This is a genomic window from Echinicola strongylocentroti, assembly GCF_003260975.1.
GTDB classification, from domain to species: domain Bacteria; phylum Bacteroidota; class Bacteroidia; order Cytophagales; family Cyclobacteriaceae; genus Echinicola; species Echinicola strongylocentroti.
In genome coordinates this window covers 3,484,104-3,507,192 of sequence record NZ_CP030041.1, presented here as the reverse complement: position 1 = coordinate 3,507,192, position 23,089 = coordinate 3,484,104, and the positions used below count along the sequence as shown (strand labels likewise).

20 protein-coding genes are annotated in these 23,089 nt (G+C 43.0%); 7 read left to right on the top strand and 13 right to left on the bottom strand.

The annotated features are described in order from the left end of the window. Positions 1-47 precede the first annotated feature (47 nt). The 3 genes from DN752_RS13695 to DN752_RS24700 form a co-directional block, all read right to left on the bottom strand. The gene (locus DN752_RS13695) at positions 48-1,415 is read right to left on the bottom strand and encodes a TolC family protein (RefSeq protein WP_170134455.1); all 1,368 of its coding nucleotides are present in this window, start codon (positions 1,413-1,415) and stop codon (positions 48-50) included. Between the two features lie 74 nt (positions 1,416-1,489). Beyond that, positions 1,490-1,954, bottom strand: a complete 465-nt coding sequence (locus DN752_RS13690) for a GbsR/MarR family transcriptional regulator (protein WP_112784470.1) — start codon at positions 1,952-1,954, stop codon at positions 1,490-1,492. Positions 1,955-2,293: 339 nt separating this feature from the next. Continuing rightward, positions 2,294-2,470 carry a hypothetical protein gene (locus DN752_RS24700; RefSeq protein WP_170134454.1) on the bottom strand — a complete coding sequence of 59 codons (177 nt, stop codon included), beginning with the start codon at positions 2,468-2,470 and terminating at the stop codon, positions 2,294-2,296. A gap of 226 nt (positions 2,471-2,696) precedes the next feature. Between DN752_RS24700 and DN752_RS13685 the strand changes: the two genes are divergently transcribed. The 3 genes from DN752_RS13685 to DN752_RS13675 all read left to right on the top strand — a co-directional run bounded on the left by DN752_RS13685 (position 2,697) and on the right by DN752_RS13675 (position 5,617). After that, positions 2,697-3,830 (top strand): amidohydrolase, encoded by a 1,134-nt coding sequence (locus tag DN752_RS13685; RefSeq protein WP_112784469.1) that lies wholly within the window; start codon positions 2,697-2,699, stop codon positions 3,828-3,830. 31 nt (positions 3,831-3,861) lie between these two features. After that, positions 3,862-5,016, top strand: a complete 1,155-nt coding sequence (alr, locus tag DN752_RS13680; protein WP_112784468.1) for an alanine racemase — start codon at positions 3,862-3,864, stop codon at positions 5,014-5,016. A gap of 196 nt (positions 5,017-5,212) precedes the next feature. Further along, on the top strand, positions 5,213-5,617 hold the full coding sequence (locus DN752_RS13675; protein WP_112784467.1) for an META domain-containing protein: 405 nt from the start codon (positions 5,213-5,215) through the stop codon (positions 5,615-5,617). Positions 5,618-5,749: 132 nt separating this feature from the next. Here the strand turns inward: DN752_RS13675 and purU are convergent, their stop codons facing one another. Together purU and DN752_RS13665 are read right to left on the bottom strand one after the other, a co-directional pair. After that, positions 5,750-6,604: a formyltetrahydrofolate deformylase gene (gene purU / locus DN752_RS13670; RefSeq protein ID WP_112784466.1), complete on the bottom strand. Its 855-nt coding sequence runs from the start codon at positions 6,602-6,604 to the stop codon at positions 5,750-5,752. A 454-nt stretch (positions 6,605-7,058) separates the two neighbouring features. Continuing rightward, on the bottom strand, positions 7,059-9,998 hold the full coding sequence (locus DN752_RS13665) for a DEAD/DEAH box helicase (RefSeq protein ID WP_112784465.1): 2,940 nt from the start codon (positions 9,996-9,998) through the stop codon (positions 7,059-7,061). Positions 9,999-10,552: 554 nt separating this feature from the next. On the opposite strand from DN752_RS13665, the gene DN752_RS13660 reads away from it, so the two are divergent. Beyond that, positions 10,553-12,139 (top strand): hypothetical protein, encoded by a 1,587-nt coding sequence (locus DN752_RS13660; RefSeq protein WP_162633217.1) that lies wholly within the window; start codon positions 10,553-10,555, stop codon positions 12,137-12,139. Between the two features lie 275 nt (positions 12,140-12,414). Here DN752_RS13660 and DN752_RS13655 read toward each other — a convergent pair whose 3' ends face one another. Both DN752_RS13655 and rbfA read right to left on the bottom strand, forming a co-directional pair. Beyond that, complete coding sequence (locus DN752_RS13655; protein ID WP_112784463.1) at positions 12,415-13,638, bottom strand: FtsX-like permease family protein; 1,224 nt, start codon at positions 13,636-13,638, stop codon at positions 12,415-12,417. Between the two features lie 61 nt (positions 13,639-13,699). Beyond that, on the bottom strand, positions 13,700-14,077 hold the full coding sequence (rbfA, locus tag DN752_RS13650; RefSeq protein ID WP_112784462.1) for a 30S ribosome-binding factor RbfA: 378 nt from the start codon (positions 14,075-14,077) through the stop codon (positions 13,700-13,702). A gap of 179 nt (positions 14,078-14,256) precedes the next feature. Here rbfA and DN752_RS13645 point away from each other — a divergent pair, with 179 nt between their 5' ends. Beyond that, a complete protein-coding gene (locus DN752_RS13645; RefSeq protein ID WP_245949219.1) occupies positions 14,257-15,564 on the top strand; it encodes a hypothetical protein in 1,308 nt (435 codons plus the stop codon). A 74-nt stretch (positions 15,565-15,638) separates the two neighbouring features. Next, positions 15,639-16,076 carry a hypothetical protein gene (locus tag DN752_RS13640; protein WP_112784460.1) on the top strand — a complete coding sequence of 146 codons (438 nt, stop codon included), beginning with the start codon at positions 15,639-15,641 and terminating at the stop codon, positions 16,074-16,076. Between the two features lie 77 nt (positions 16,077-16,153). Here DN752_RS13640 and DN752_RS13635 read toward each other — a convergent pair whose 3' ends face one another. The 5 genes from DN752_RS13635 to DN752_RS13615 form a co-directional block, all read right to left on the bottom strand. Beyond that, the gene (locus DN752_RS13635) at positions 16,154-16,816 is read right to left on the bottom strand and encodes a phosphatidylserine decarboxylase family protein (RefSeq protein ID WP_112784459.1); all 663 of its coding nucleotides are present in this window, start codon (positions 16,814-16,816) and stop codon (positions 16,154-16,156) included. A gap of 891 nt (positions 16,817-17,707) precedes the next feature. Further along, the gene (locus tag DN752_RS13630) at positions 17,708-18,985 is read right to left on the bottom strand and encodes a Glu/Leu/Phe/Val family dehydrogenase (protein ID WP_112784458.1); all 1,278 of its coding nucleotides are present in this window, start codon (positions 18,983-18,985) and stop codon (positions 17,708-17,710) included. Positions 18,986-19,059: 74 nt separating this feature from the next. Continuing rightward, complete coding sequence (locus tag DN752_RS13625; RefSeq protein WP_112784457.1) at positions 19,060-19,899, bottom strand: phosphatidate cytidylyltransferase; 840 nt, start codon at positions 19,897-19,899, stop codon at positions 19,060-19,062. Next, positions 19,883-20,089 (bottom strand): putative signal transducing protein, encoded by a 207-nt coding sequence (locus tag DN752_RS13620; protein WP_112784456.1) that lies wholly within the window; start codon positions 20,087-20,089, stop codon positions 19,883-19,885. Before DN752_RS13620 ends, DN752_RS13625 begins: the two co-directional genes overlap by 17 nt. Beyond that, positions 20,064-21,023 carry a CPBP family intramembrane glutamic endopeptidase gene (locus DN752_RS13615; RefSeq protein ID WP_112784455.1) on the bottom strand — a complete coding sequence of 320 codons (960 nt, stop codon included), beginning with the start codon at positions 21,021-21,023 and terminating at the stop codon, positions 20,064-20,066. The genes DN752_RS13620 and DN752_RS13615 overlap by 26 nt, the downstream gene beginning before the upstream one ends. Before the next feature lie 37 nt (positions 21,024-21,060). Between DN752_RS13615 and dusB the strand changes: the two genes are divergently transcribed. Beyond that, positions 21,061-22,062: a tRNA dihydrouridine synthase DusB gene (gene dusB / locus DN752_RS13610; protein ID WP_112784454.1), complete on the top strand. Its 1,002-nt coding sequence runs from the start codon at positions 21,061-21,063 to the stop codon at positions 22,060-22,062. A gap of 334 nt (positions 22,063-22,396) precedes the next feature. Here dusB and DN752_RS13605 read toward each other — a convergent pair whose 3' ends face one another. Further along, positions 22,397-23,089 carry a zinc metallopeptidase gene (locus DN752_RS13605; protein WP_112784453.1) on the bottom strand — a complete coding sequence of 231 codons (693 nt, stop codon included), beginning with the start codon at positions 23,087-23,089 and terminating at the stop codon, positions 22,397-22,399.

The following is a 23,089-nucleotide window of genomic DNA, read 5'->3' as shown; positions in this document are numbered from 1 at the left end:
CTGTTGATGATATAGAATTAAGGAAGTTACTTCCTGATTGATACTTTTTATTTGATGATTTTTTCGATTTTGCCAGTAGACTTATACAAGTCGGCTTCGGCTGTCTTGACATTGATGATCTGTCGGTAATAGCTTGACCTGGCCTGACGAAGTGATGTCTCCGCATCCAACAAGTCTGTCAATGGCGAAAGCCCCTCTCGATACAGCTGTCCGGTCTGCTTGAAGACATCTTCTGATAGCTCCAGATTAGACTCTTGCGCCTTAAGGCTCTTAATACTGTTGTTCAGTTTCTTTACAGCATTCAGGTATTCAGCTTCTGCATTCTGCTCGGCCATATACTGATCGTATTTGATTTTTTGACCTTCTACTCGTGCCTGGGCGACTCTGTGCTTCTTCTGAAAGCCATCGAAAATCGGCACAGACAGCTTCAAGCCTACCAATGCTCCCCTGTACCAAACATGGCCAGTGGACAGAAAGTCAAACTCACTGGAAAAGGCATTATAATTCACATCTGCAAAGGCAGAAAGTGTCGGATAATAGCCTGATTTGATATTATCGACATTCAGGTCATTCAGCTCCTGTTGCTTTTCCAATACCTTCAGGTCGTATCGCTGACTCAGGTCAGGATCCATCTGAAGTGCCTGCAATGGCAAGGACCTGTTATTAAAATCATAATGCGCCAGTTCGATTGCTGTATTTACAGGAATCCCCATCACCAATTTCAAGTAATTCTTCCGCTGCTCGATGGCAATCTCAAGATTGTCCATTTCGGTTTCCAACGTCGTCAAGTTTACTTTCACACGGTTATAGTCCACTTTTCTGGCCAAGTCATTCTCATACTGTGAGTGGATGATATCCTCTAAGCGCTTTAGTTGATCGTGGTTGGCCTGCAGGTTATCCATCTGCAATTCTGTAGAAATCACCGAATAGTAATTTAGTGCCACATCGTAAATGATGTCCTCTTCGGTCATTTGCGTCAAGAGGCGATAAAATTCCTCTGAAGTCTTGGCCGCCTTCAATCCTACCAAATACGATTGGCTGAAAATCAGCTGGCTCACTTGCATACCTGCTTTGATACTTTGAGGCACACCGAAGGCTATTACGTTGATATCGCTGGGATCCGTATTGGGATCCAAGACCCCGCCGGGGATCGCTTGTGGATATACATCCAGAAAATTATTGTAATCACCATAAGCATCCACTTGGGGAAGACCTGTACCCGTGATTTCCTTTCGCTGATGATCTGCAGCTTCCTCATCCAACTGCGCTTTTTTGATTTCCGTGTTGTGCTTTAGCCCTAACTGGATGGCTTCTTGAAGTGTAAGTACTCCCCCATCCGTTACCGGCTCTTGGGCCATGAGGCTGTTCCCCACGAAAAAAACCGCAATAAGTCCGATCCAAAGTTGTTTTTTCATTTTAATTAATTATAGTTAATTCCTTATTAATTACTTTGTTCTGTAAAAAAAGAACTTATTGAACAAAAAATATATCAGCTATTATGTAGCCGATCATACTTTTCGATCAATTTTGGCATTTCCTCCTGCATAAATCCGATAAACTTCTGAAAATCCTCGATACATGCATTAAACTCCATGTTCTTTTGAGACCGCATGTCCATCACATCCTTTAGTAGCATATTGATCTTGAAGATGCCCTGCATGTCCTCTTGCATGTCTTTTCTCCAGTTTCTTACCTTTAGTCGAAAATACCGCTTCCTTTCTCCAGGTTTGGTGGTGTATTCCACCTTGTTTTGTGTTTGGAGTAGGGTGAGCGCATTGCTGACGGCACTTTTACTCACAGAGAGATATTCTTGGATTTCGTCAAAAGTCGCCTCTGCTTCATCAAGTACCAATAACAACCCAATGATCCTACCCAAAATCGGCTGATGCCCCTTTCGCTCGAAAAAGACGCCGATTCGCTCTATAACTTCCTGTTGTTCAGATGATAATTTCATATTTCCTCCTCTTGTCTGTGAAGACTTAACGACACAAAGATACAAAAGGTTTTGTTAGTTCATAAAAAAAAGAACCAAATTTTTGCTTTACCCCAACTATTTCTGGAAGAAGGTAAGTTTTCCATTCATCATTCATGCCGCCACGAAGGCTCTAAGCCACTAAGGGTTTTGTAAAAAGTCCGGTTATTCTGACAGCTGTGCTGCGGAACCACAAACCTTGAGTTTTTAGCTCGACAATTAGCTGCGATTATTCCTTCCTCACTGATAGATGCCAAAAAAGAAAAACCGGAGAGGCTAATCCTTTCCGGCTTTCTGTAGGCCTATTTACGCAATGGTATATCAGCTCCCACACCCAATACAATCAAAATGGCTATCTATTGGCTTGGTGCCTTTAAGCTGCATTTCCAGATTATGAATTTGGTCCCGGATCTCCATATCTTGGAACATATCTCCTGTCAATGATCCCTGGAGCTTTTCGATTTCTTCTGTCAAGGCTTGTTTTTGTTCTGCAGTCATAGGTTGATATAGTTTAGGATAAAATAGTCAAGCAAAATTACAGGTAAATAAGTTCGCCCAAAAAAACCATTTTTCAAACCTTTCCTTTAACTAATTGAATACGAGTCAAAAAAATTCAGGAAGGCTTTTTGCTTGTTGATCATAGACAGCAATATCTAAACTTGTTGATTACTTGAAGAATCGGTCAAAAAACCCTATTTTGAATCATTCAGTAACTTTTCAAAACATGAAAAAAGAAGATATCAATACCCTGATCAAGCTACGAAAGGAGCTTCACCAGCATCCTGACCTCTCCAATGATGAAGCCGCTACGGCCCATCGAATCAAGGATTTTTTTGAGCCATTAAAGCCCGATAAAGTCATCGATAAAATCGGGGGCAATGGACTGGCTTTTATCTACGAAGGGAATGCTAAAGGCCCTACCACCATGATCCGGTGCGAGCTGGACGGTCTTCCCATTCCGGAAGAAACCACCGCCAAACATAAAAGTACAGAGGAAGGAAAATCCCATTCCTGTGGTCATGATGGGCATATGACCATTGTGGCCGGCGTGGGAATGAACCTTGCCGAAAATCCCATTTCCAAAGGCCGCGTAATACTACTTTATCAGCCTGCCGAAGAGACCGGTGAAGGTGCCGAAAAGGTGATCAAGGACAAGCAATTTCCCAAGATCAAACCAGACATTGCATTTGCACTCCACAACCTACCTGGACAACCAAAAAACGAAATCATCCTAAAAAAAGGCTCTTTTGCTGCAGCCTCTAAAGGCATGGTCATCAAGCTAAAAGGAAAGACCTCGCACGCCGCCCATCCAGAAGACGGCAACAGCCCCGCCACGGCTATGGCAAAGATCATCGTAGGGCTCCAGGCGCTTCCTGAAAGCATGAACGGGTTCAGCCTAATCACCATCATTAATGCCGTCCTGGGTGAAGTGGCATTCGGAACAAGCCCTGGAGAAGCCACCATCAGGGCCACCCTGAGAACGTATGATGACGATACCATGGATAGACTCACCAACTACGCTGAGGAACTGTCTACAGTCCTCGCCAAAGCCCAGCACTTGGGAATTGACATTTCCTACACAGAGAGCTTTGCCAGTACGATCAATGACGAGGCTGCATGGGAACAGGTCAATGAGGCCGCCAAAAAACTGAAGCTGAAAACAAAACATATCCGAAACCCATTCAGGTGGTCAGAAGACTTTGGGCATTTCTCGATCGACACGCCCACCATGTTCTTTGGTCTGGGAAGTGGCAAGACACAGCCACAGCTGCATAATAGCAACTTTGATTTTCCTGACACCATTATCCCCACAGGGGTCGGTATTTTCAGTCAAATCATCAATCAGATAAATCGCTAAGCTTAACACTCGATATAATCACCCCTTATAAATGAGGCACACTTCACGTATAGAGATCAGCAAGTCCGCATACCGCAGAAACATCAAATTCATCCGGAGCCAAGTGGGGGATGACACGATCATTTCAGCAGTGATTAAAGGCAATGCTTATGGCCACGGCATAGAGAACATTGTTTCCATTGCCGAAAATGCAGGCATTCGCCACTTCAGCGCATTCAGCACAGATGAAGCCCAGCGTGTACATCAGGCGAGCCAAAAAGACAGCCAGATCATGATCATGGGCATGGTGGACAATCGGGACCTGGAATGGATCATCAAAAACGGCATTAGTTTTTTTGTCTTCGAGTTTGATCGTCTGATGACTGCCATCAAAGTGGCAAAAAAACTAAAAACCCCGGCCAAAATACACGTGGAGGTAGAAACGGGATTTCATCGTACGGGATTTGAATGGAATGAAAAGGAATTCCTTGCAGACATTATTTACGAACACGGGATTCATTTAGACCTCTCTGGGCTATGTACCCACTATGCTGGGGCCGAAAGCATCGCTAACTACCTTCGTGTCCAAAATCAAATCAAGCAATACCGAAACTTCAAAAGTTGGTTTGATAGCCATGGGATCAAATTTGGCACCTATCACACGGCATGCTCTGCGGCATCCCTCAGCTATCCGGAAACCATCATGGACATGGTCAGGATAGGGATTTTGCAGTACGGATTCTGGCCGAGCCAAGAAACCTACATGAGCAAGTTCAAACAGCTCGCCGCCAACAGAAAAAACCCACTTAAAAGACTCATCAGTTGGAAAAGCTCCATTATGAGCATCAAGGAAGTGGGAATGGGCGATTTTGTAGGTTATGGCACCACCTTTATGGCGCATCGCAAAATGAAAATTGCCTTGGTCCCTGTGGGTTATTGCCATGGATTCAGCCGGATGCTAAGCAATTTGGGCAAAGTGCTCATCCAAGGCAAAATGGTATCAGTAGTCGGTACCGTGACGATGAATGCCATCTCTGTAGACATCACCGATCTCAAAGACGTCAAAAAAGGCGATGAAGTCGTCATTATCGGAAAGCAAAAGAACAATGAGATCACGGTAGCTTCTTTCAGTGAAACCACTCAGCAAGTCAATTATGAACTTCTGACACGCCTCCCCACTGACATCCCCCGAAAGATTGTCTATTAAGAACTAGCTCCTTCTTTTATCACTTTTTAACATGAATTGTTGGCATAGATCAGCAGTTAAGTATGGTATTTGCGGCCATTTCAGTATTAACTCCATTGATTTATTGTACTATTTCTAATTGCATTAGCAGTTTATTGGAATAAACATAAACATTGGACAGCTAAAATCTTTTACAATCAAAAAAATCTATCGAAAAATGAAGTTATTCAAAACGCTAATCTGCGCTGGTTTACTTTCATTAACCTTGTTTTCATGTGGTGGTTCCGATGATATTGGCCAGTTCAATTGGAGAGTCCGGTCCATCAATGGTGCCCCAGCCACACAGGAGCAACTAGCTGACCTTTCATTAAAATTCGGCAAAGAACAGAAAGTAAACGGTCAGGCTCCATGCGACGAATTTCGAGGAAAGGCTGTATACAACAGTGAAAAAATCAAATTTTCCACACTCTATACGGATTCCCAAAATTGCGATGAAAAAACTATCCAAACGGCATATTTAAGTTCCTTGGAAATGAGTAGAACCTATACCACAACTGCCAATAGAATGGTATTCTATGACGATGAGGGAAATATCACCGTGGAATTTGAGCAGGTAAATTAATTATTCCTAACGGACTAATACCCCAAAAACATTACCAATATCCTTCTAGCTGAGGATATTTTCTCCCAACAAGCAAGGTCCTTCTCTTGTAACTTGTGCTTGTTGGGAGTGATTATCCCGCTAATAAACCGGTCAATTGAATATCACCGTCCTGTTGCCCATGACCATGACTTTTTTGGCCAAATGATATTTGATTGCCTTGGAGAGCACCACTTTTTCTACATCTTGGCCGATTTGGACCAATTCCTCCACTGTGTTATGATGCTTCACACGAGCTATATCCTGTTCTATAATTGGTCCAGCATCCAGCTCTTCAGTCACATAATGTCCGGTTGCGCCAATGATCTTCACCCCCCTTTTGTGCGCAGCATGGTACGGTTTGGCTCCTACGAAAGCCGGCAAAAATGAATGGTGGATATTAATGATATTGTGAGGATATGCCGCTATAAATTCCGGGCTTAATATCTGCATGTAGCGCGCCAACACGATAAAATCCACCTTGTGCTCGTTAAGCAATTCTAACTGCTTTTGCTCTTGTTCTTGCTTGTTTTCCTTAGTTATAGGCAAGTGGTAAAATGGGATATTAAACGCCTCCACTACAGGTCTTAGCGTCTCATGATTAGAAATCACCAATGGTATCTCGACATCAAATTGTCCAGAATAAAACCGTGAAACAATATCAAATAAGCAATGTGAGAGCTTAGACACAAAAATGGCCATCCGTGGCTTGGGATCATTGAAGTGCAAAGTAAAATTCATCTTAAACTTATTCCCTACAGTCTCCGCAAATACCCGTTGGATATGGTCTTTCTGAATGGCAAAGCTCTTTAATTCCCACTTTGCACGCATAAAAAAATCACCCGTCTCACTGTCTATGTATTGGTCTACCTCTTGGACGTTACCATTGTGAAAATACAAAAACTGGGTTACTGCTGCCACAATGCCCTTCTGATCCTTACATTGGATAATTAAAATTGCGCATTCCATAAGTCGACAAAAATTTCGGGTTGGTATTAAGTGGGTTATCAAGTTTCTAAGCCACTAAGATATTGAGTAAAGTGAAAAATACTGCTTTTACCACAGGAAAATATCTTTATTTCATCTTCTCAACCTTCACTTCTTCATTCTGGTAAGGGCAATGTTACTAGCGAGAACTTAAAATGCGGTTTCCGTTCAGTTGCCGGGACACGCCCAATGCTAATCATAACGAGAGGCTCTTCCTAGCCTCCCCAATCCTCTTAAGTTAATGAAATTAAGAGAGGTCAAGCCGAGCGGAGTCGAGGTCCTACACTACCCTTCGACTCCGCTCAGGGTGACAAGCGTGTTGTATTTCCCCTAACTTAAGAGCATTGCTAGCCTCCCCGACAGAAGAGGAGTAAGCACCAAATCTCACTTCATGATGCTTTACGCTTGACACTATCTAGCTACTTATTTAAATCCTCTATGTCAATAGTGCCTCGATATCTTCTTTTTGCAGACTTTTCATAAAACTCTCCTCAGTACTGATGAGCTCATCGGCCAGAGCCATTTTTCGTTCCTGAAGGGCCATGATTTTCTCTTCTACTGTATTATGCGCAATGAACTTGTATATCATGACCTTATTCTCCTGACCAATCCGGTGCGCCCTATCGATGGCTTGGGCTTCCACGGCTGGATTCCACCAAGGGTCCAGCAAGAACACGTATTCTGCCTTGGTCAGATTGAGGCCGACGCCCCCTGCCTTTAGCGAAATAAGGAATATTTTCACCGTATCATTTTCCTGAAATTCCCTCACCTCAGCTTGACGGTCTTTAGTGGCCCCATCAAGGTAAGAGTAGGCAATACCGCTTTCGTCCAAGTACTCCTTTACGATGGCCAAATGCTTCACAAACTGGCTAAACACCAACACCTTATGACCTTCTCGTGCTGTAGAATCCAGCATATGTACAATATCCTCCAACTTGCCCGAATCACCGGTGTAGGAAGTATCCGTCAACCTTGGGTGGTTTGCTATCTGTCTTAACTGGGTCAAGCCTCTCAGTAGGGTGAAGGCCTGACGGTTCATTCCGGGGATACTCATCTCCTTCACGATCTTCTCACGGTAATAGCTCTTCACCTCCTCATAGGCTTTTTCTTGTTCGGCCGTCATATTGGAATATTTAATATTGACGACCTTTTCTGGGAGATCAGTGGCCACTTGGGTCTTGAGCCTTCTGAGAATAAAAGGTTTGATCATGGCATGTAGCTTGGCCGCCTTGTCCATGTCATTTTTCTTTTCGATGGGCTGAAGGAATTGCTTCTTAAAAATTGACTGTGAGCCCAGTAGGCCCGGGTTCACAAAATTCATCTGGGACCAAAGATCCATGGTGCCATTTTCCACAGGGGTTCCGGTCAGGATCAGACGGTGCCTGCACACCAACTGATTGACTGCCTTGGAAATGATACTATTGGGATTTTTTATAGCTTGGGATTCATCTAAAATGATATAGTTAAAGAAAAAATCCTTTAGGATATCCACGTCCAACCGAGTGATCCCATAGGATGTCAACACCAAGTCATACTTCGAAAACCTACTGCTGTCCTTGACCCGATGGGATCCAGTATAGACCAATACCTTGAGGTCAGGAGTAAACTTGCGCGCCTCCACTTCCCAGTTATAGATCAGGGAGGTAGGCATGACCAATAGAGAGGTAGCCCCATCAGTCCTTTTCTTTTCATTGGCTAGCATGGCCAATGTTTGGACCGTTTTACCTAGCCCCATATCATCTGCCAAGCAGCCTCCAAAATTATATTCATTAAGGAACCTAAGCCAATCGTAACCGGCCTTTTGATAAGGACGAAGGGTTCCGCTAAAATTATCAGGAAGCTCATAGGACTCCATCTCTGAAAAATCCTTCAGCTTTTCCAGTTTTCTACTAAGGGTCAAATTGATGAGATTTCCTTTCTGTAATTCTTGGGCCAAGGCGATATGGTGTTTTTTAAGCGTCATCTTCTCTGCTTGCTTTTCACCAGATTCCAAGAAAGAAAAAATCTCAGAATAGTTCACAAACCAGCTATCAGGAATCACAGCTATTTCCCCATTGGGCAACTCAAACTCAGACTTCCCCTTGACCAACAGTTTCCTGACCTGTCCAAAGGGTACTTCAAATGACCCAAAACTGATAATGGCATCCACATCAAACCAATCAATATTTTCCTTGATATTCACTTTGATGGAGGCATTGCCAATAAAATATTTCTTCCCCTTTCCGCTTTGGTTTTGGAGGATCCTTACGCCCATGCCTTCCAGCGCTTCTCTATTGGAGTTTAACCAATCAAACGCTTTTGATTTGCCTATGGAGAACCTCGAAGCTCGTACAGGAAGCCCCAGGTATTTCAAATAGTCCCCGTAGGACTTTTCTTTTTCCAGGTCTCGAATGACCTTATGAAAAATATAATTGTCCCCATTTTGCTCCAGCTGTACATTATTGGTTTTTTTCTCCTCAGAACGGAATGAATAATCCCCATACTGAAAACGCAGGTCAAATACGATCTTATCTTCCTCTGTCGCCTCTTGGCTATTCCCGAACAAGTCCTGACCACGATCATTGCCGGGCAGGTCACTTAAGCTCAACAATGCTTCTGGCTGACTGCGTTGGACTTTGATATCGAAGCCTTTTGCATATACATCAAAGGAGGCCACCAACTGCGTGATGAATTTTTCGTAATAGGACTGCTCTACATTTTTCGGAATGACGATGAATTTCTTGTTCAAAAAAGGCTTTAGTTTTTTGCCATCCACGCCCTTTTCGAAATTATACAAATTACCGTTCACCACCAGCCAGGCAGGCTCCTCGCAGAGGAGATATCCCCCTTTATACTGCCAGTCCAGCTTTTCTCCATCATGTTTGATAGTGGGAAAATAATGGGTATTGTCCTCGTTTCGGCGAAAATGAAACAGTACTGAGGCCTTTTCTTCCATCACATTGATCTCCTTCCAGATGGGATTGCCATCATTTCCCATTTCAAAAAGCCGCTTACCTATTATCCGCTCCAGTATCTTCGCCCTGATCCCCTCCAGTCTAAGCTCGATCAATCTTCGCACCTCTTTATTGGCAGTCGTCTCGCTATTGGTCTCAAAGACCCTTCTGAGAAACTCCTTTGGCTTTAGCTTTTTGGTGTTAAACTTCTTTACGATGGAATCATGCTGCATGCTATCCATCAATTCGATCAACTCATAATCGGTAGTATCCAAACTTGCAGCAAACTCTTTCGCATTTTGCCCTGCAATATTTTGATAGGCAAATGACAATCGCCCTTTTTCGTCATGCTGAATTACAAAGGATTCAAATAGAATCCCCAAATACTCATGACTAAAGAGAGAATATATAATTTCAAAAGACTTATCTGGAGAAACTTTCATAATCTTTTCTACTAATCTATCGATCCAAAACCACCTGGAGAGGTACAATTTTTAAAATGTACTAGCTTGCAAAGTAAATAATTATTTCAACTTTTAATAGAAAAATGAAAAGAATTAGGGTAATATTCGTTTAGACCCGCACTTTCTCCCTCGGTCTGATATGAAACTGTAATTTAAGCGTTTAATTAGGGCTAAAGGCCTCTGTGTGTTTTTTTATTTCAAGGAACCTGCTTTCCGAAAAGTTCTACAGACACAATGTCTTTCTAAGGCCTGCCAAGAAAGGATCTCACCGCCGTCAAACTGGTAAAAAATAAATTGCAATTAATTTCATATTCAAACATCCGTTTTTTGTAATCAAAACGTATATTTTTGCAATGTAATCAAAATCACCCAGTCACTTTCGATTACAATTCCCATAATAGCTATTGCCAAGTTAAGTCACCAATCCTTGATTTTGGCACAAATCACCATACGCAAAACTTAATTTAATGCTGTTTACATGTATTATTTTGAATTTTAAAACCCCTATCTTAAACAAAATCAAATCACCTTCGATGAAAAAGAAACTACTACTCCTATTACTCATCCTTCCATTGTCCATTACACTTCTTCACGCACAAAACCTACCTGAAGCGGCTCTTAACATCCATTTGGGAAGTCAAAATTTTACCAAAAACAATATGATGCCCAATCAAATCGTGGCAAGCGATGAAAAGGGCATCTATATCACCAAAATAAAACTTAGTGATGAGCTCAGAGGAAAAAGTGAATTTCCCATCATTGAATTTTATAATCACCAAATGGAGCTAATGGCTTACCACCAGCTACACGCAAAAAACCATGATACTCCACCCCGGTTTGAACAGATCACGCAAGTCGGCGATAGGTTATACTGCTTCTACAGTACCTATGACAAAGGTCAAAACCAAAAAAAGCTATGGGCTGATGAAATAGAAAAGTCAACCCTCTCCCTACGCCAATCCCCATTTTGTCTACAAAGCTTCTCACCACAGAAGAAGGCCAAATTTAAGATCGCTAAATTTCACCTAAAATTATCTGATGACAACAATACAATATTAGCCACATTTAAACAGCCTGGAGCAAAAAATGACACAGACACGTTTAATTTCAAGGTCGTTGATCAGGAAATGAAGGAAATTTGGTCTTCCCAACTGAAAGCTCCTTATAATAACAGCCAATATGTTACGACAAACATTCACCTTTCCATAAGCGGTGACCTTTACCTTCTTAATAAGGCTGCCCCAAGTGAAAAAGCCTTGGCCAAGTTTTGGGAGCCAAATTACCATTATTCGATCATTGCGATCACAGACCAAGGGAAAACCCAAACAACTATCCAACCCCAGGTACAGGGCAAGCACTTCACCAAAATGCAGATCAGTACCAACCACAATAATCAATTAGTATGCGCTGGCTTTTACACTGACCAATTACAAAACACTACTTCGGGGAGCTACTTTCTTACCTTGAAAGGGCAGAAAATAACTCAAAAAAGCTTTCAAGCTTTTGAACCAAAATCTGATGAGGGCCAAGCAAAAGGAAGCAAGGTAGAAAATCAAAAATACCTCTACACTTACCTCCTTAATGACATTGAATTTCGTGGCGACGGAAGTGCCGTACTGATCGCAGAACAGACATCCCAATCACCAGGAGCAAGCTTCACGTCACATAACCACCTTCCTATGGCCAATTCCATATTCAACACCATAGCGGTAGTAAGCATAGCGCCGGAAGGTGAAATAATGTGGACCAAAAAAATTCATAAAAATCAACTATCTCCTGAAGGCTACAGTTTCTTTTCTTCCTATGCCACGGCTGTCCTTCATGACAAAATCTATTTGGTGTTCAATGATCATCCTGAAAACCTCTCTACAGAGGAGTCCGACCCCGTCCGCTTTAACCCTAAGGCAGCAAAAAAGGAACTCATGATCGCCATGGTCGAACTGGACTGGAATGGGCATATAAAAAAAGAGGCGCTTTCCTTCAGCAGAGACCTCCATCTCCTTACCAAACCCTTGGCCTGCAAGCAAGTTTCCAGTCACCAAATGGTGGTCCTGGGCCAATACAACAACGCTTACCGGATGGCAAGGTTGGATTTTGAAAAGACATTCAGCTACCAATAACTCGGTTTATGAACTGTCATAGCCTGTGCCGGCGGATTTCGGGACAGGCTATGACGATTCCCTATATTTGGGTTTTAAAAGAAAACTCGTTTATAAGGTCCTAGCTACGTTCCACCAGCTGGTGTAAAGACTCCATCTAAAAGCACAGTGTAAATTTATTACAGAATCCCCCCCTATTCTGCAATATGTGCCTAATGTGGTTCTCAAATAAGTTAGCTGTTTTGCATTACTTTTTTCTATGGCTTCAAATACGTGTGTAGCCCACCATAACCTACTTACAAATGCTCCACTGTATTGACCTTGGCGGCGATGCTAGCTGGTCGATAAGCGGCAAAAAATGTAATGACAATAAGACTAAGGCTCGTCCACAGAAAATCCGTCCAGATCATTTTCACGGGATAACTCTCTACTACAGAACTGGCCACTCCAAGTGACACCAGCCCAAACCGGTCTTGCAACCAGCAGATCAAAAATCCCAAAACCAAACCTACTATGGCTCCGGAAAAAGCAATGATGGCCCCTTGCTTGATATAAATAGACCGTATTAGTTTTGTGGTCGCTCCCATCGCAAGCATTACCGAAATATCCTTCTTCTTTTCGATGGCAAGCATGCTCAAGGAAAAGAATATATTAAAAGACGCCACTGCCAGAATAAAGGTCAATGTGATAAACACAAAAAGCTTCTCTATCTTAATCGCCCTGATCAAGCCAGCATGCTGCTCATCGGTATCCTTTACGGTAAAGCGTGCACCTAGCAATTTCTTCAACCGCTCCTTTACTTGATTTATCGAATGGCCACTGTCCACTTTGATTTCCAGTGCCGTCCGCTTATTTCCATAATCCATCAGTTCTTTGGCAAAGGACAATGGCACCACCACATAGCTATCGTCAAACTTCTTTTCTACACTAAAAGCCCCTGCATACCCAAGCATCCCTGAATTATACATCTTGCTCGGGTCAATGGTCCCTGCTCTTGGTGCCTCTGGATAATACATTCTTAGATTTTCAAACTCACTGGAAGGATTCATTCCTAGCATAAAGCTGACTCCTCGACCAAGAATTGCCTTTGGTTTCTTTTCGCTCCCCAAGGTCATTTCACCCGCAAAATACCCCTTGCTAAAACGCTCCTCGTCCAAAAAAGCAGCAGTTACCCCTTTCATGGTCACGACCATCTGGTCCTCTCCATATTTTAATAAAGCGTTATCCTCGATCACCTCAGTTATGGACTCCACTCCATCTACTTCCTCCAAACTATCCAAAAAAGCGGGGCTTACTTCAAATGATTTTCCTTGTACCACCTCTATCTTTAGGGGAGCATCAAAAGAAGCGTACAGTCCCCTGATCAAATCCTCTAGGCCATTGAATACCGAAAGCACTATGATCAATGCCATGGTCCCTACCGCCACACCTATCATCGCTATCCGGGATAGAATATTGATAAAATTCCGCTTCTTTTTACTTCTGAAATATCGGGATGCAATAAAAAAGGAAAGGTTCACAGGATGGTAATATCGAGATTAATGGTGAATATTATTACGCTTTGATATCTTTCATAATCGATCAATCGTCCTCTTCGTCCTCATCAGATCCTTCTGGAATATCCAGGTCATCAATGATTTTGTCCATGTGCTGGGCATAAGCCGAAGAATCATCAGGGTAGAAGACCAGTTCAGGAATACTTCTCACGGTCTTGCCTATTCGTTTGCCAAGGTGTTTTCTTATCTCCTTTTTATGATCATCTATTTTCTCAAGCAACTCTTTATTATTGGCCAATAAAAAACTAAGGGAGACCTTGGCCACCCCGAGATCTGGGCTCATGATCACCCGGGTCACCGTCACCATGGCATTGCCCACCAAGGGCTTCGACTCACGCTGAAATATATCTCCTAGTTCCTTTTGGATTAACTTCGAATACTTTTGTTGTCTCTTACTTTCCATAATGAATAATTATCGTTACAAATTTAGTGATTTAATCGACTAACCTTTAATTTCGTACGTTCAGAATACACAACTATCAACAGATATTATCCTTGTTAAGCTTTTTCAAAATCAACGACCCATTTAGAATCCTAGGAATCGCACTGCTCTTTCTTGCACTTAGCCTTCCCTATTTACTTATGGGAATACCTCTGCTCACCCCGGAGCTATCCTGGATGCTGGTAGGAGAAAGGCTCAGCAGCGGGCACTTCCTTTATGTGGATATTGTGGACGACATTGGGCCGTTTTCCGCTTATGTATACTGGCTCATCGACTTCTTGGTAGGCCGTTCTTGGTGGGCCTATAAGCTAATGGCAGCTTGTGTCATCCTCTTCCAGATATACTACGTCAATCGACTTTTTATTGCTTATAAGTCTTTTGATAATACTTCCTATATTCCAGCATTGGTCATGCTCATTCTTTTTCATTTTTCATTTGACCTGTTGACCCTATCCCCGGCTTTGATGGGGACTACTTTTATCATTCTTGCCCTTGGCCAGCTTTTTTCCCAGACCCTGCTCAACGAACAAAACACCGAATCTATTCTACTGGTGGGGCTTTTCGGTGGCATTGCTGCTTGTTTTCATTTTCCACTGGTTGTATTCCTGCCGTTTTTGTTGGTAGCAGGCATTACCGTCAGTGGATTTAGCTTTAACCAACTCGTGCTTTCCCTAGTAGGTTATTTGCAGCCCTTTGTTTTATGCTGCATTTACTTCTTTTGGATCGGTGGCTTGCGGGAGTTTATCACCGAATTTATCTTGGCGACTAGGATTACCGGTAGCTATCCACATGTCACGTACATTGACCTACTCGCCTTACTCGTTGCCCCATTGCTATTTTCTGTCATTGGGTACTTTGTAGGCACGGTCACTACCAGCATTACGGTCAATCAGCAAAAGCAAAAACAACTCATGCTCTTGTTCTCCATCTTTGCCGTCTTTTCCGTTTTTATCGCCAATAGGAGGACACCTTACCAAATGGTCATCATCTTGCCAGGCCTTACTTATTTTATTTCGCAGATTTTCATATACCTCACCAACAAAAAACAGCTGAGCCTGCTCTTTTATACTTTTTTAGTGCTTATTCCTTCAGCTGGTTACACATGGACAGTATACAAAATCCAATCCAAAAAGACATGGAACTATGTCCTTAATGCCCCCATTCATTCAAACGGAAAAGGAATTGTGGTGCTTGGGGATGAAATAAGCGCTTACCAAAATGCTGAACTTGCAAGTCCTTACCTTAATTTCCGACTCTCCAAGCGCATGTTGACGGACTTTAAAGATCATGAAAAAATGGTAGAGGTCTATCTCGACTTCCTGGAAGAAAAGCCTTCTGTAATTTATGACCAAGAAGGGCTTTTCGAAAACCTCGTTAAGCATATCCCTGCTTTGGGAGAACTGTACCAAAAAGAGAGTGCCGGAGTCTATATTCTATCGACAAAATAAACCATACTGCCTTTACAACATACTGGTAAACAATTGTATATTAGAAAGTTATCAACTATTTAATATACAATATTATGAACTATTTAAAATTCACATTGTTTCTGGTTATTTTTTCTATTGCAACAGTAAAATATACCAGCGCCCAAGTAACCGTAGGTGTTTATTCCAATGGAATCCTCACCCAACTAGGAGCTGGCACTGATCCCGAAAAGGAATTTTTTGGGGAAGGCCGATTGTTTGCGGGAGATGTTCTCAACCCATTTTTTGGGGCTGAAGCTATCGGCCAATATAATTTTCACAGGTCTGATTGGTACAACGCTTCGGCAGGGTTAATGCTAGGGTATTATGAGTTTGATGATGGAGCAAGGATCGGAGCTCCTGTGATGCTCGCCTTTAAGCCTATTTCAAATCACCGAGCTTTCTCCATTATGATGGAAGCAACACCGCTGTACAATGGGGATTTCGGACTTCGTGGAAATTTCGGACTGCGATATACTATCGGAAAAAACTAAACTCGGAATATGCACAAAAAAGCCACTGATATCAGGGTAAAACCTGCCATCAGTGGCCTTTATATTGCCTCTTCAACTTACTTTAGTCTGGCCAATGGCGTCAAACCTCCTTTGGTCTTGTCGTCAATGTTCACAAGAATCTCAGCATCCAGGGGAACAAATACATCCACCCTTGAACCAAACTTGATAAACCCAAATTCTCCACCTTGTACCAACGGGTCACCTTCTTTCACATAGCATTTGATCCTTCTTGCCACAGCCCCTGCTATCTGTCTGACCAAAAGCTGTACGCCTGTTTTCGTATGCTTGACCACCATCGTGGTGCGTTCATTCTCATAACTTGCTTTTGGGTGCCATGCCACCATGTACTTGCCAGGATGGTATTTAAAATACGACACTATTCCACTTATAGGCGACCGGTTCACATGCACATTGACGGGAGACATGAAAATCGAAATCTGCTTTCTCCGTTCATTCAAAAACTCCTCTTCCTCGGCCTCTTCGATCACAACTACTTTACCATCAGCAGGAGCATATACCAACTGCTCATCATCAGGCATAGCTATCCGGGGATTTCTGAAAAATTGCAGTACCAGCAGGTAAATGATAATACTCGCCAGCAGTATTAGGTTCAGCACTGTCTCTTGCCCAGGCATCAACTGGTGTGTGGCAAAATTAATGCCTGCCAGCACCACCAACATCCAGAATAATAATATTCTTCCTTCTTTATGTATCGTCATTAGTAAGGGATTAATTCAATATAAATCAATGTTTTAAAAACTATTTTAGTTCCTTTATTGTAAACAGCCTTGCTGCCCCAAATTAAATTCGGCTGCAATTTGCCAATATTTCTCGGTATGTTAAAGAAAAAAATGAATATACAATGGTTTATGACCCTCTGTAGCTTAGACTACCTAACCACAAAGTACACTAAGACCTGCACTAAGCTCACAAAGTTTCATTTTTTACAACCTTTTCTCCGAGCCCTTTGTGCATCCTTAGTGACCTCTGTGGTTAAAAACAACTAACCACTAAGAACTCAAAGACCTGCACTAAGCTCACAAAGTTTATTTCTACAACCTTTTCTCTGAGCCCTTTGTGCATCCTTAGTGACCTCTGTGGTTAAAAAAAACCAACCACTAAGAACTCAAAGACCTGCACTAAGCTCACAAAGTTTATTTTTACAACCTTTTCTCCGAGCCCTTTGTGCATCCTTAGTGACCTCTGTGGTTAAAAACAACTAACCACTAAGAACTCAAAGATTGTTACACGGAGCTCACAAAGTTTAATTTTTACAAAACTTTTCTCCGAATCCTTTGTGCATCCTTAGTGACCTCTGTGGTTAAAAACAACCAACCACTAAGAACTCAAAGATCTGCACTAAGCTCACAAAGTTTATTTCTACAACCTTTTCTCTGAGTCCTTTGTGCATCCTTAGTGACCTCTGTGGTTAAAAAAAACTAACCACTAAGAACACTAAGCTTCACACTAAGTGCTCTAAGTTTATTACAACCTTTTCTCCGAGCCCTTTGTGCATCCTTAGTGACCTCTGTGGTTAAAAACAACCACAAAGTTCACTAAGCTTCCTTTTTCAACCTTTACTCTCCTACGCTGAGTCCACTGTGGTTACATCAAAATCCTCCTCTGAACTGATAGGTCTGGGCGACTTTATCGATCGCTACGATATAGGCCGCAATCCTCATTGGTACCTCGTGCTTTACGGAAGTCTTATACACTTGATCAAAGGCCTCTTTCATGATCCGATCAGACCGTCTATTGACACGTTCTGCTGTCCACTTATAGCCTAGCCTGTTCTGTACCCATTCGAAATACGATACCGTTACTCCTCCTGCATTGGCCAGGATGTCGGGCACGACCATGATTCCCTTATCGTTAATGATCTTGTCCGCATTGAATGAAGTAGGGCCATTGGCACCTTCTACGATCAGGCGGGCATTGATTTTATCCACGTTCTTTTTGGTGATTACGTCTTCCACGGCTGCCGGCACCAAGACGTCCACTTTCAGCTCTAACAACTCAGAAGGATCCGTCAGTTTTTCGGCACCTGCAAAGCCTTCGAGCACGCCATTATTGGAATTTCTATAGGCAATGGCCTCTTGGATATTGATGCCACCGGCATTGTAGTACGCACCAGAAATATCCGAAACGGATATCACCTTTAGTCCTCTTTCTTCCAATAGTGCCGCTGCCCATGAGCCTACGTTACCAAAACCTTGGACGGCGCAGGTAGCCTGAAAAGGATTGATCTTTAGTTTTTCCATGGCTGCCAAAGCAGATACCATCACACCTCGTCCTGTTGCTTCTGTTCTGCCCAGTGATCCTCCCAAGACGAGTGGTTTCCCCGTCACTACCGCATTTACAGTGGTACCTTTTGCCTTGGAATACTCATCCATTAACCAGGCCATTTCCTTGGGGCCCGTCCCCATATCTGGAGCAGGGATGTCCTTGTCCGGGCCAAAAACATCGATCATCGCCAGGGTGTAGGCGCGCATCAAACGTTCGATTTCACCAGGGGACATTTCACGGGGATTGCAGCGAACGCCACCTTTACCTCCACCATAAGGAATGTCCACCACAGCACACTTCCATGTCATCCATGCTGCCAGTGCCCTGACTTCATCGATATGGACATCCGGCGCAAACCGAATTCCTCCTTTTGCAGGGCCCAGAATATTGGAATGGATTACACGAATCCCTTCAAACACCTTGATCTTTCCATTGTCCATGGTGATCGGAAGGGATACGATTACCTGTTTTGCGGGGTTTTTCAGCACATTATAGACCTCTTCTGAGAGGCCCAGTTTTTCTGCTGCAATATTAAACCTCTCCATCATTGACTCCAGGGGATTTTCTTTATCCTTTATCGGAGCCGGTTCAATGTAAGCCATAATTGGGTTTTGGTTTATTTAGAGACTGATTTTGATGCAATATTAGGCACTATTCCAAAATAGACCTATATATTTTAAAATATTTTCAAAAATGCCGCAATAAATGGAGCCGAAACTAACAATCCGTCAAAACGATCCATAAATCCCCCATGTCCTGGAAGCCCTTTTCCTGAATCCTTGATCGCAATACTCCGCTTAAATAACGACTCGATCAGATCACCGTACGTACCTGCTATAATGATAATACCACTTATGCAGAACCACTTCCACTGAGGAATTACCCCAAAGTTTATACTAAGTAAGTAAGCGGTGGCAATCGCAGCTGCTGCTCCTCCCAAACTACCTTCCCAGGACTTTTTGGGAGACACTCTCTCAAACAACTTCGTTTTGCCGAATTTTGTTCCTGCAAAATACGCACCACTATCACTGGCCCATAGGATAAAAAGTGATCCTACGATCACTTCATAATGGAACGTCTTGTCCACTGCAAACGCCGCTAGGTTCAACAATGAAAAAGGTACTGCCACATAAAATATCCCTAGAAATGTAAAGGCAATTCCTGTAAAGGGTTTTTTATCCGACTTACGATACAGCTTGATAAAGAATATCAGGGATATCATAGGAAAGATAAGAAAATAATACTTAACATCTAGGTGCTCCATCTCCACAAAAAAGGTCATGACAAAGATCATAAGGCCCAAAAAGGTCCCAAATGACTTTAGAGGAAGCATCCCATCCAGCCCACACAATTTGTAAAACTCAAGTTGCGCTAAAACCAAAATCGTCCCAAAAATGGCAAAATATGCCCATTCACTGTACACACAGCCTAATACAATGACCACTGCTCCAAGAAGTGCTGTGATAATACGCTGACCCAACTCACTATAATTGGAAATATTAAAACGATATCTCATTTTTAATCAAATTTGCCGCCTCAAAGGCCTTTTCAGCAGCCACCATCACTTGGTAACTACCATGAATTTGGTATACAGACTCTTTTTTATTGAGCACAATAGCGGTAATGTTGTGCGCAGTAAGTACCCCTTTTACGATTTCCGCTCGAACTGCCCATTCCGATTCAAATACCTTCTGCCATTTCTCCATGGGTAGAATTGTTCCTATTTTGTTGAATAAAGAGACGCATGCATACTACGAATACCAACGCGCCGATCACCACAGTGTACCAATCTACGCCTTCGGGGTCTTCAATATTAAAGTCCACCATCCCCAATTTACTGAGGTATACCATAACGATGGTAAAGGTATTGTTAAGTACATGACCGACGATCGGATATACCAAGCTGCCAGAATATAAGTACAGGTAACCAAAAAGTGCGCCTAGTAACAGCCTGGGGAAAAAACCGTAAAACTGAAAATGGATTGCAGAAAAAACAAATGCTGCAAGCCACACCCCTACATGGGCATTTCCAAAGTAGCGATGAAGCTTGGGTTGCAGCACACCTCTGAAAAAGTACTCCTCGCCAATGCCTGCCAAAACCCCGATCACCAATACCCCCGCCAAAAACTCTCCGAAACTCTGGAAATCTGTCAGAAACTTGGTCATCTGCATGGCTTGGTCTTCCATCTGCCGGGCAAACTCCTCAAAACCACTCATAAATGCAGGAAACTCCACATTCATGTTCCACTCGATCACCTTGGCATCAAACAACATAAAGCCAAATAACAGTGGGACCAATAATAAGAGGTAACTGAACTTTACTCGGGCAAACTGTTGTTCCCATTCAAGGCTGGCTTTTTCTACCACATAGGAAAAAATCCAGCCTGCGAGAAAAAAAGCCAGGCCTCCACCCAGCCCTTGGAGAAACAACACGGCCATACGACCATTGGAATAGTCCAACTCTCCAGCAAACAGTGGGAGGATGTCTTCAAAAGGAATATTAAACAGGAAAGGGATAATAACCAATGCAATCCCTTGAGTAAGTGCAAGTACGCCAAAAGTGATCAAAACCAGCACAACTAAGGACAATAACCAGTTGTGTTTTGCAGCTATTTGGCTTTGGGTTTTATAAATCTCCATAATTGGGGTAAATTTACGGGAAAATTATAAATCAATCGTGGTAAAAATAGGAAACTTAGCTTTAGGGGAATTTCCCTTACTACTGGCACCCATGGAAGATGTCAGTGATCCGCCTTTCAGGGCGGTATGTAAGGAGAATGGAGCGGACTTGATGTACACTGAATTCATCAGCTCAGAAGGACTGATCAGAGATGCAGCCAAGAGTGTCCAAAAACTGGATATTTTTGAATACGAGCGACCTATCGGCATTCAGATTTTTGGCAATGAAATCGACTCCATGAGAGAGGCGGCGGCTATTGCTGAACAAGCTGGCCCAGATATCTTGGACATCAACTACGGCTGCCCTGTCAATAAAGTCGCCTGCAAAGGTGCCGGCGCGGGTATTCTACTCGACATCGATAAAATGGTGAGCATGACTGCAGAGATCGTCAAAGCCGTCAATATCCCTGTCACCGTAAAGACCCGGCTCGGCTGGGACAATAACACCATCCGGATCGTAGAAGTCGTGGAAAGGCTTCAGGATGTAGGCATCCAGGCCATCAGCGTGCACGCCCGTACCAGAAAGCAAATGTACAAAGGTGAAGCCGACTGGACATACCTGGCCAAGATCAAGGAAAACCAACGCATCCACATTCCGTTGTTTGGCAATGGCGACATCGACAGCCCGGAAAGGGCGCTGGAATACCGAAATCGCTTTGGCGTGGACGGCATGATGATCGGTCGCGCGGCAATCGGCTATCCGTGGATTTTCAATGAAATCAAGCATTATTTCGAAACCGGAGAAAAACTTGCTGCACCAGGCTTGGAAGAGCGCATCAGCATTGCTAAAAAACACCTGGACTTTTCTGTCAAGTGGAAAGGTGAAAAACTCGGCATCTTGGAAATGAGAAGACACTATACAAATTACTTCCGTGGCATGCCCAACTTCAAACCCTACCGCACCCAGATGGTCACGGCGGACACCTATGCTGAAGTATCATCACTCCTGGATCAAGTTGCCGTGGACTTTGCCGACTACCAGTTTGTCAGTCAAGGCTAAAAGGGGGCTTAGATAGGAGACGTTAGATGTGAGATAGTATTTGTATATTCCACAAAGGAGTAAACATCATTACATAAACAAGGGCTGCTTTCCACTGGAAAGCAGCCCTTGTTATTAAACCCGGAATATGCAATAGCCTATCTGTTGCGACATTAAACTGCTTCAAAATCAGCCGTTTCACTTTAGTTTTCGGCATAACCGTAGCGGTGCTACGCTAATGCCTCCAAACTAACTGATTTTCTTGCAATTTCAGCTCTCACTACGATTCCTAATGCATAATCCGGGTTAAATCTTGATACACTTTTCTCTTTCTTCTTGGCTCTTTTCTCTCCGCTTAATCTCTTCCGCCAAAAAAGATCATGGCATAATAAGCCAATGTCGCTAAAGAAGCCATCGCAGCTACCACATAGGTCATGGCAGCCCACTTTAGGGAATCCTTGGACATCTCGTACTCAGAAGGTGTGACGATATTCCTTTCTTTTACCCAAGCCAATGCCCTTCTACTGGCATCAAACTCCACGGGCAAGGTCACAAAGGTAAACAAGGTGATCACACCGTAAGAGCCTACCACGATCACACCTACCATTTCCCACGGAAGGTTAAACAGTGCCAAACCTCCAAACAAGGATGCAATCAGTACAAAATTCAGGATTTTGCCACTGACATTCTGAATGGGCACCATCGCAGAACGAAGTCCCAACCAAGCATACGACTGGGCATGCTGCACGGCGTGGCCACATTCGTGGGCCGATACAGCAGTGGCTGCAGCATTTCTGCCGTAATAAACATCTGGACTGAGGTTCACGGATTTGTTCTGTGGATTATAGTGATCGGTCAGTTTTCCTTCGACACAGTTCACCGCCACATTTTGAATGCCATGGTCAGCCAGCATTAACTCCGCTATTTCCTTCCCTGAAAGATTGGCCTCTAAGGCCGTCTGGGAATACTTTTTGAATTTGCTTTTCAGTTTTTTACTGATCACAAAACCCAAAATTCCAAATACAACTACAATTAGAATCAGTAACAT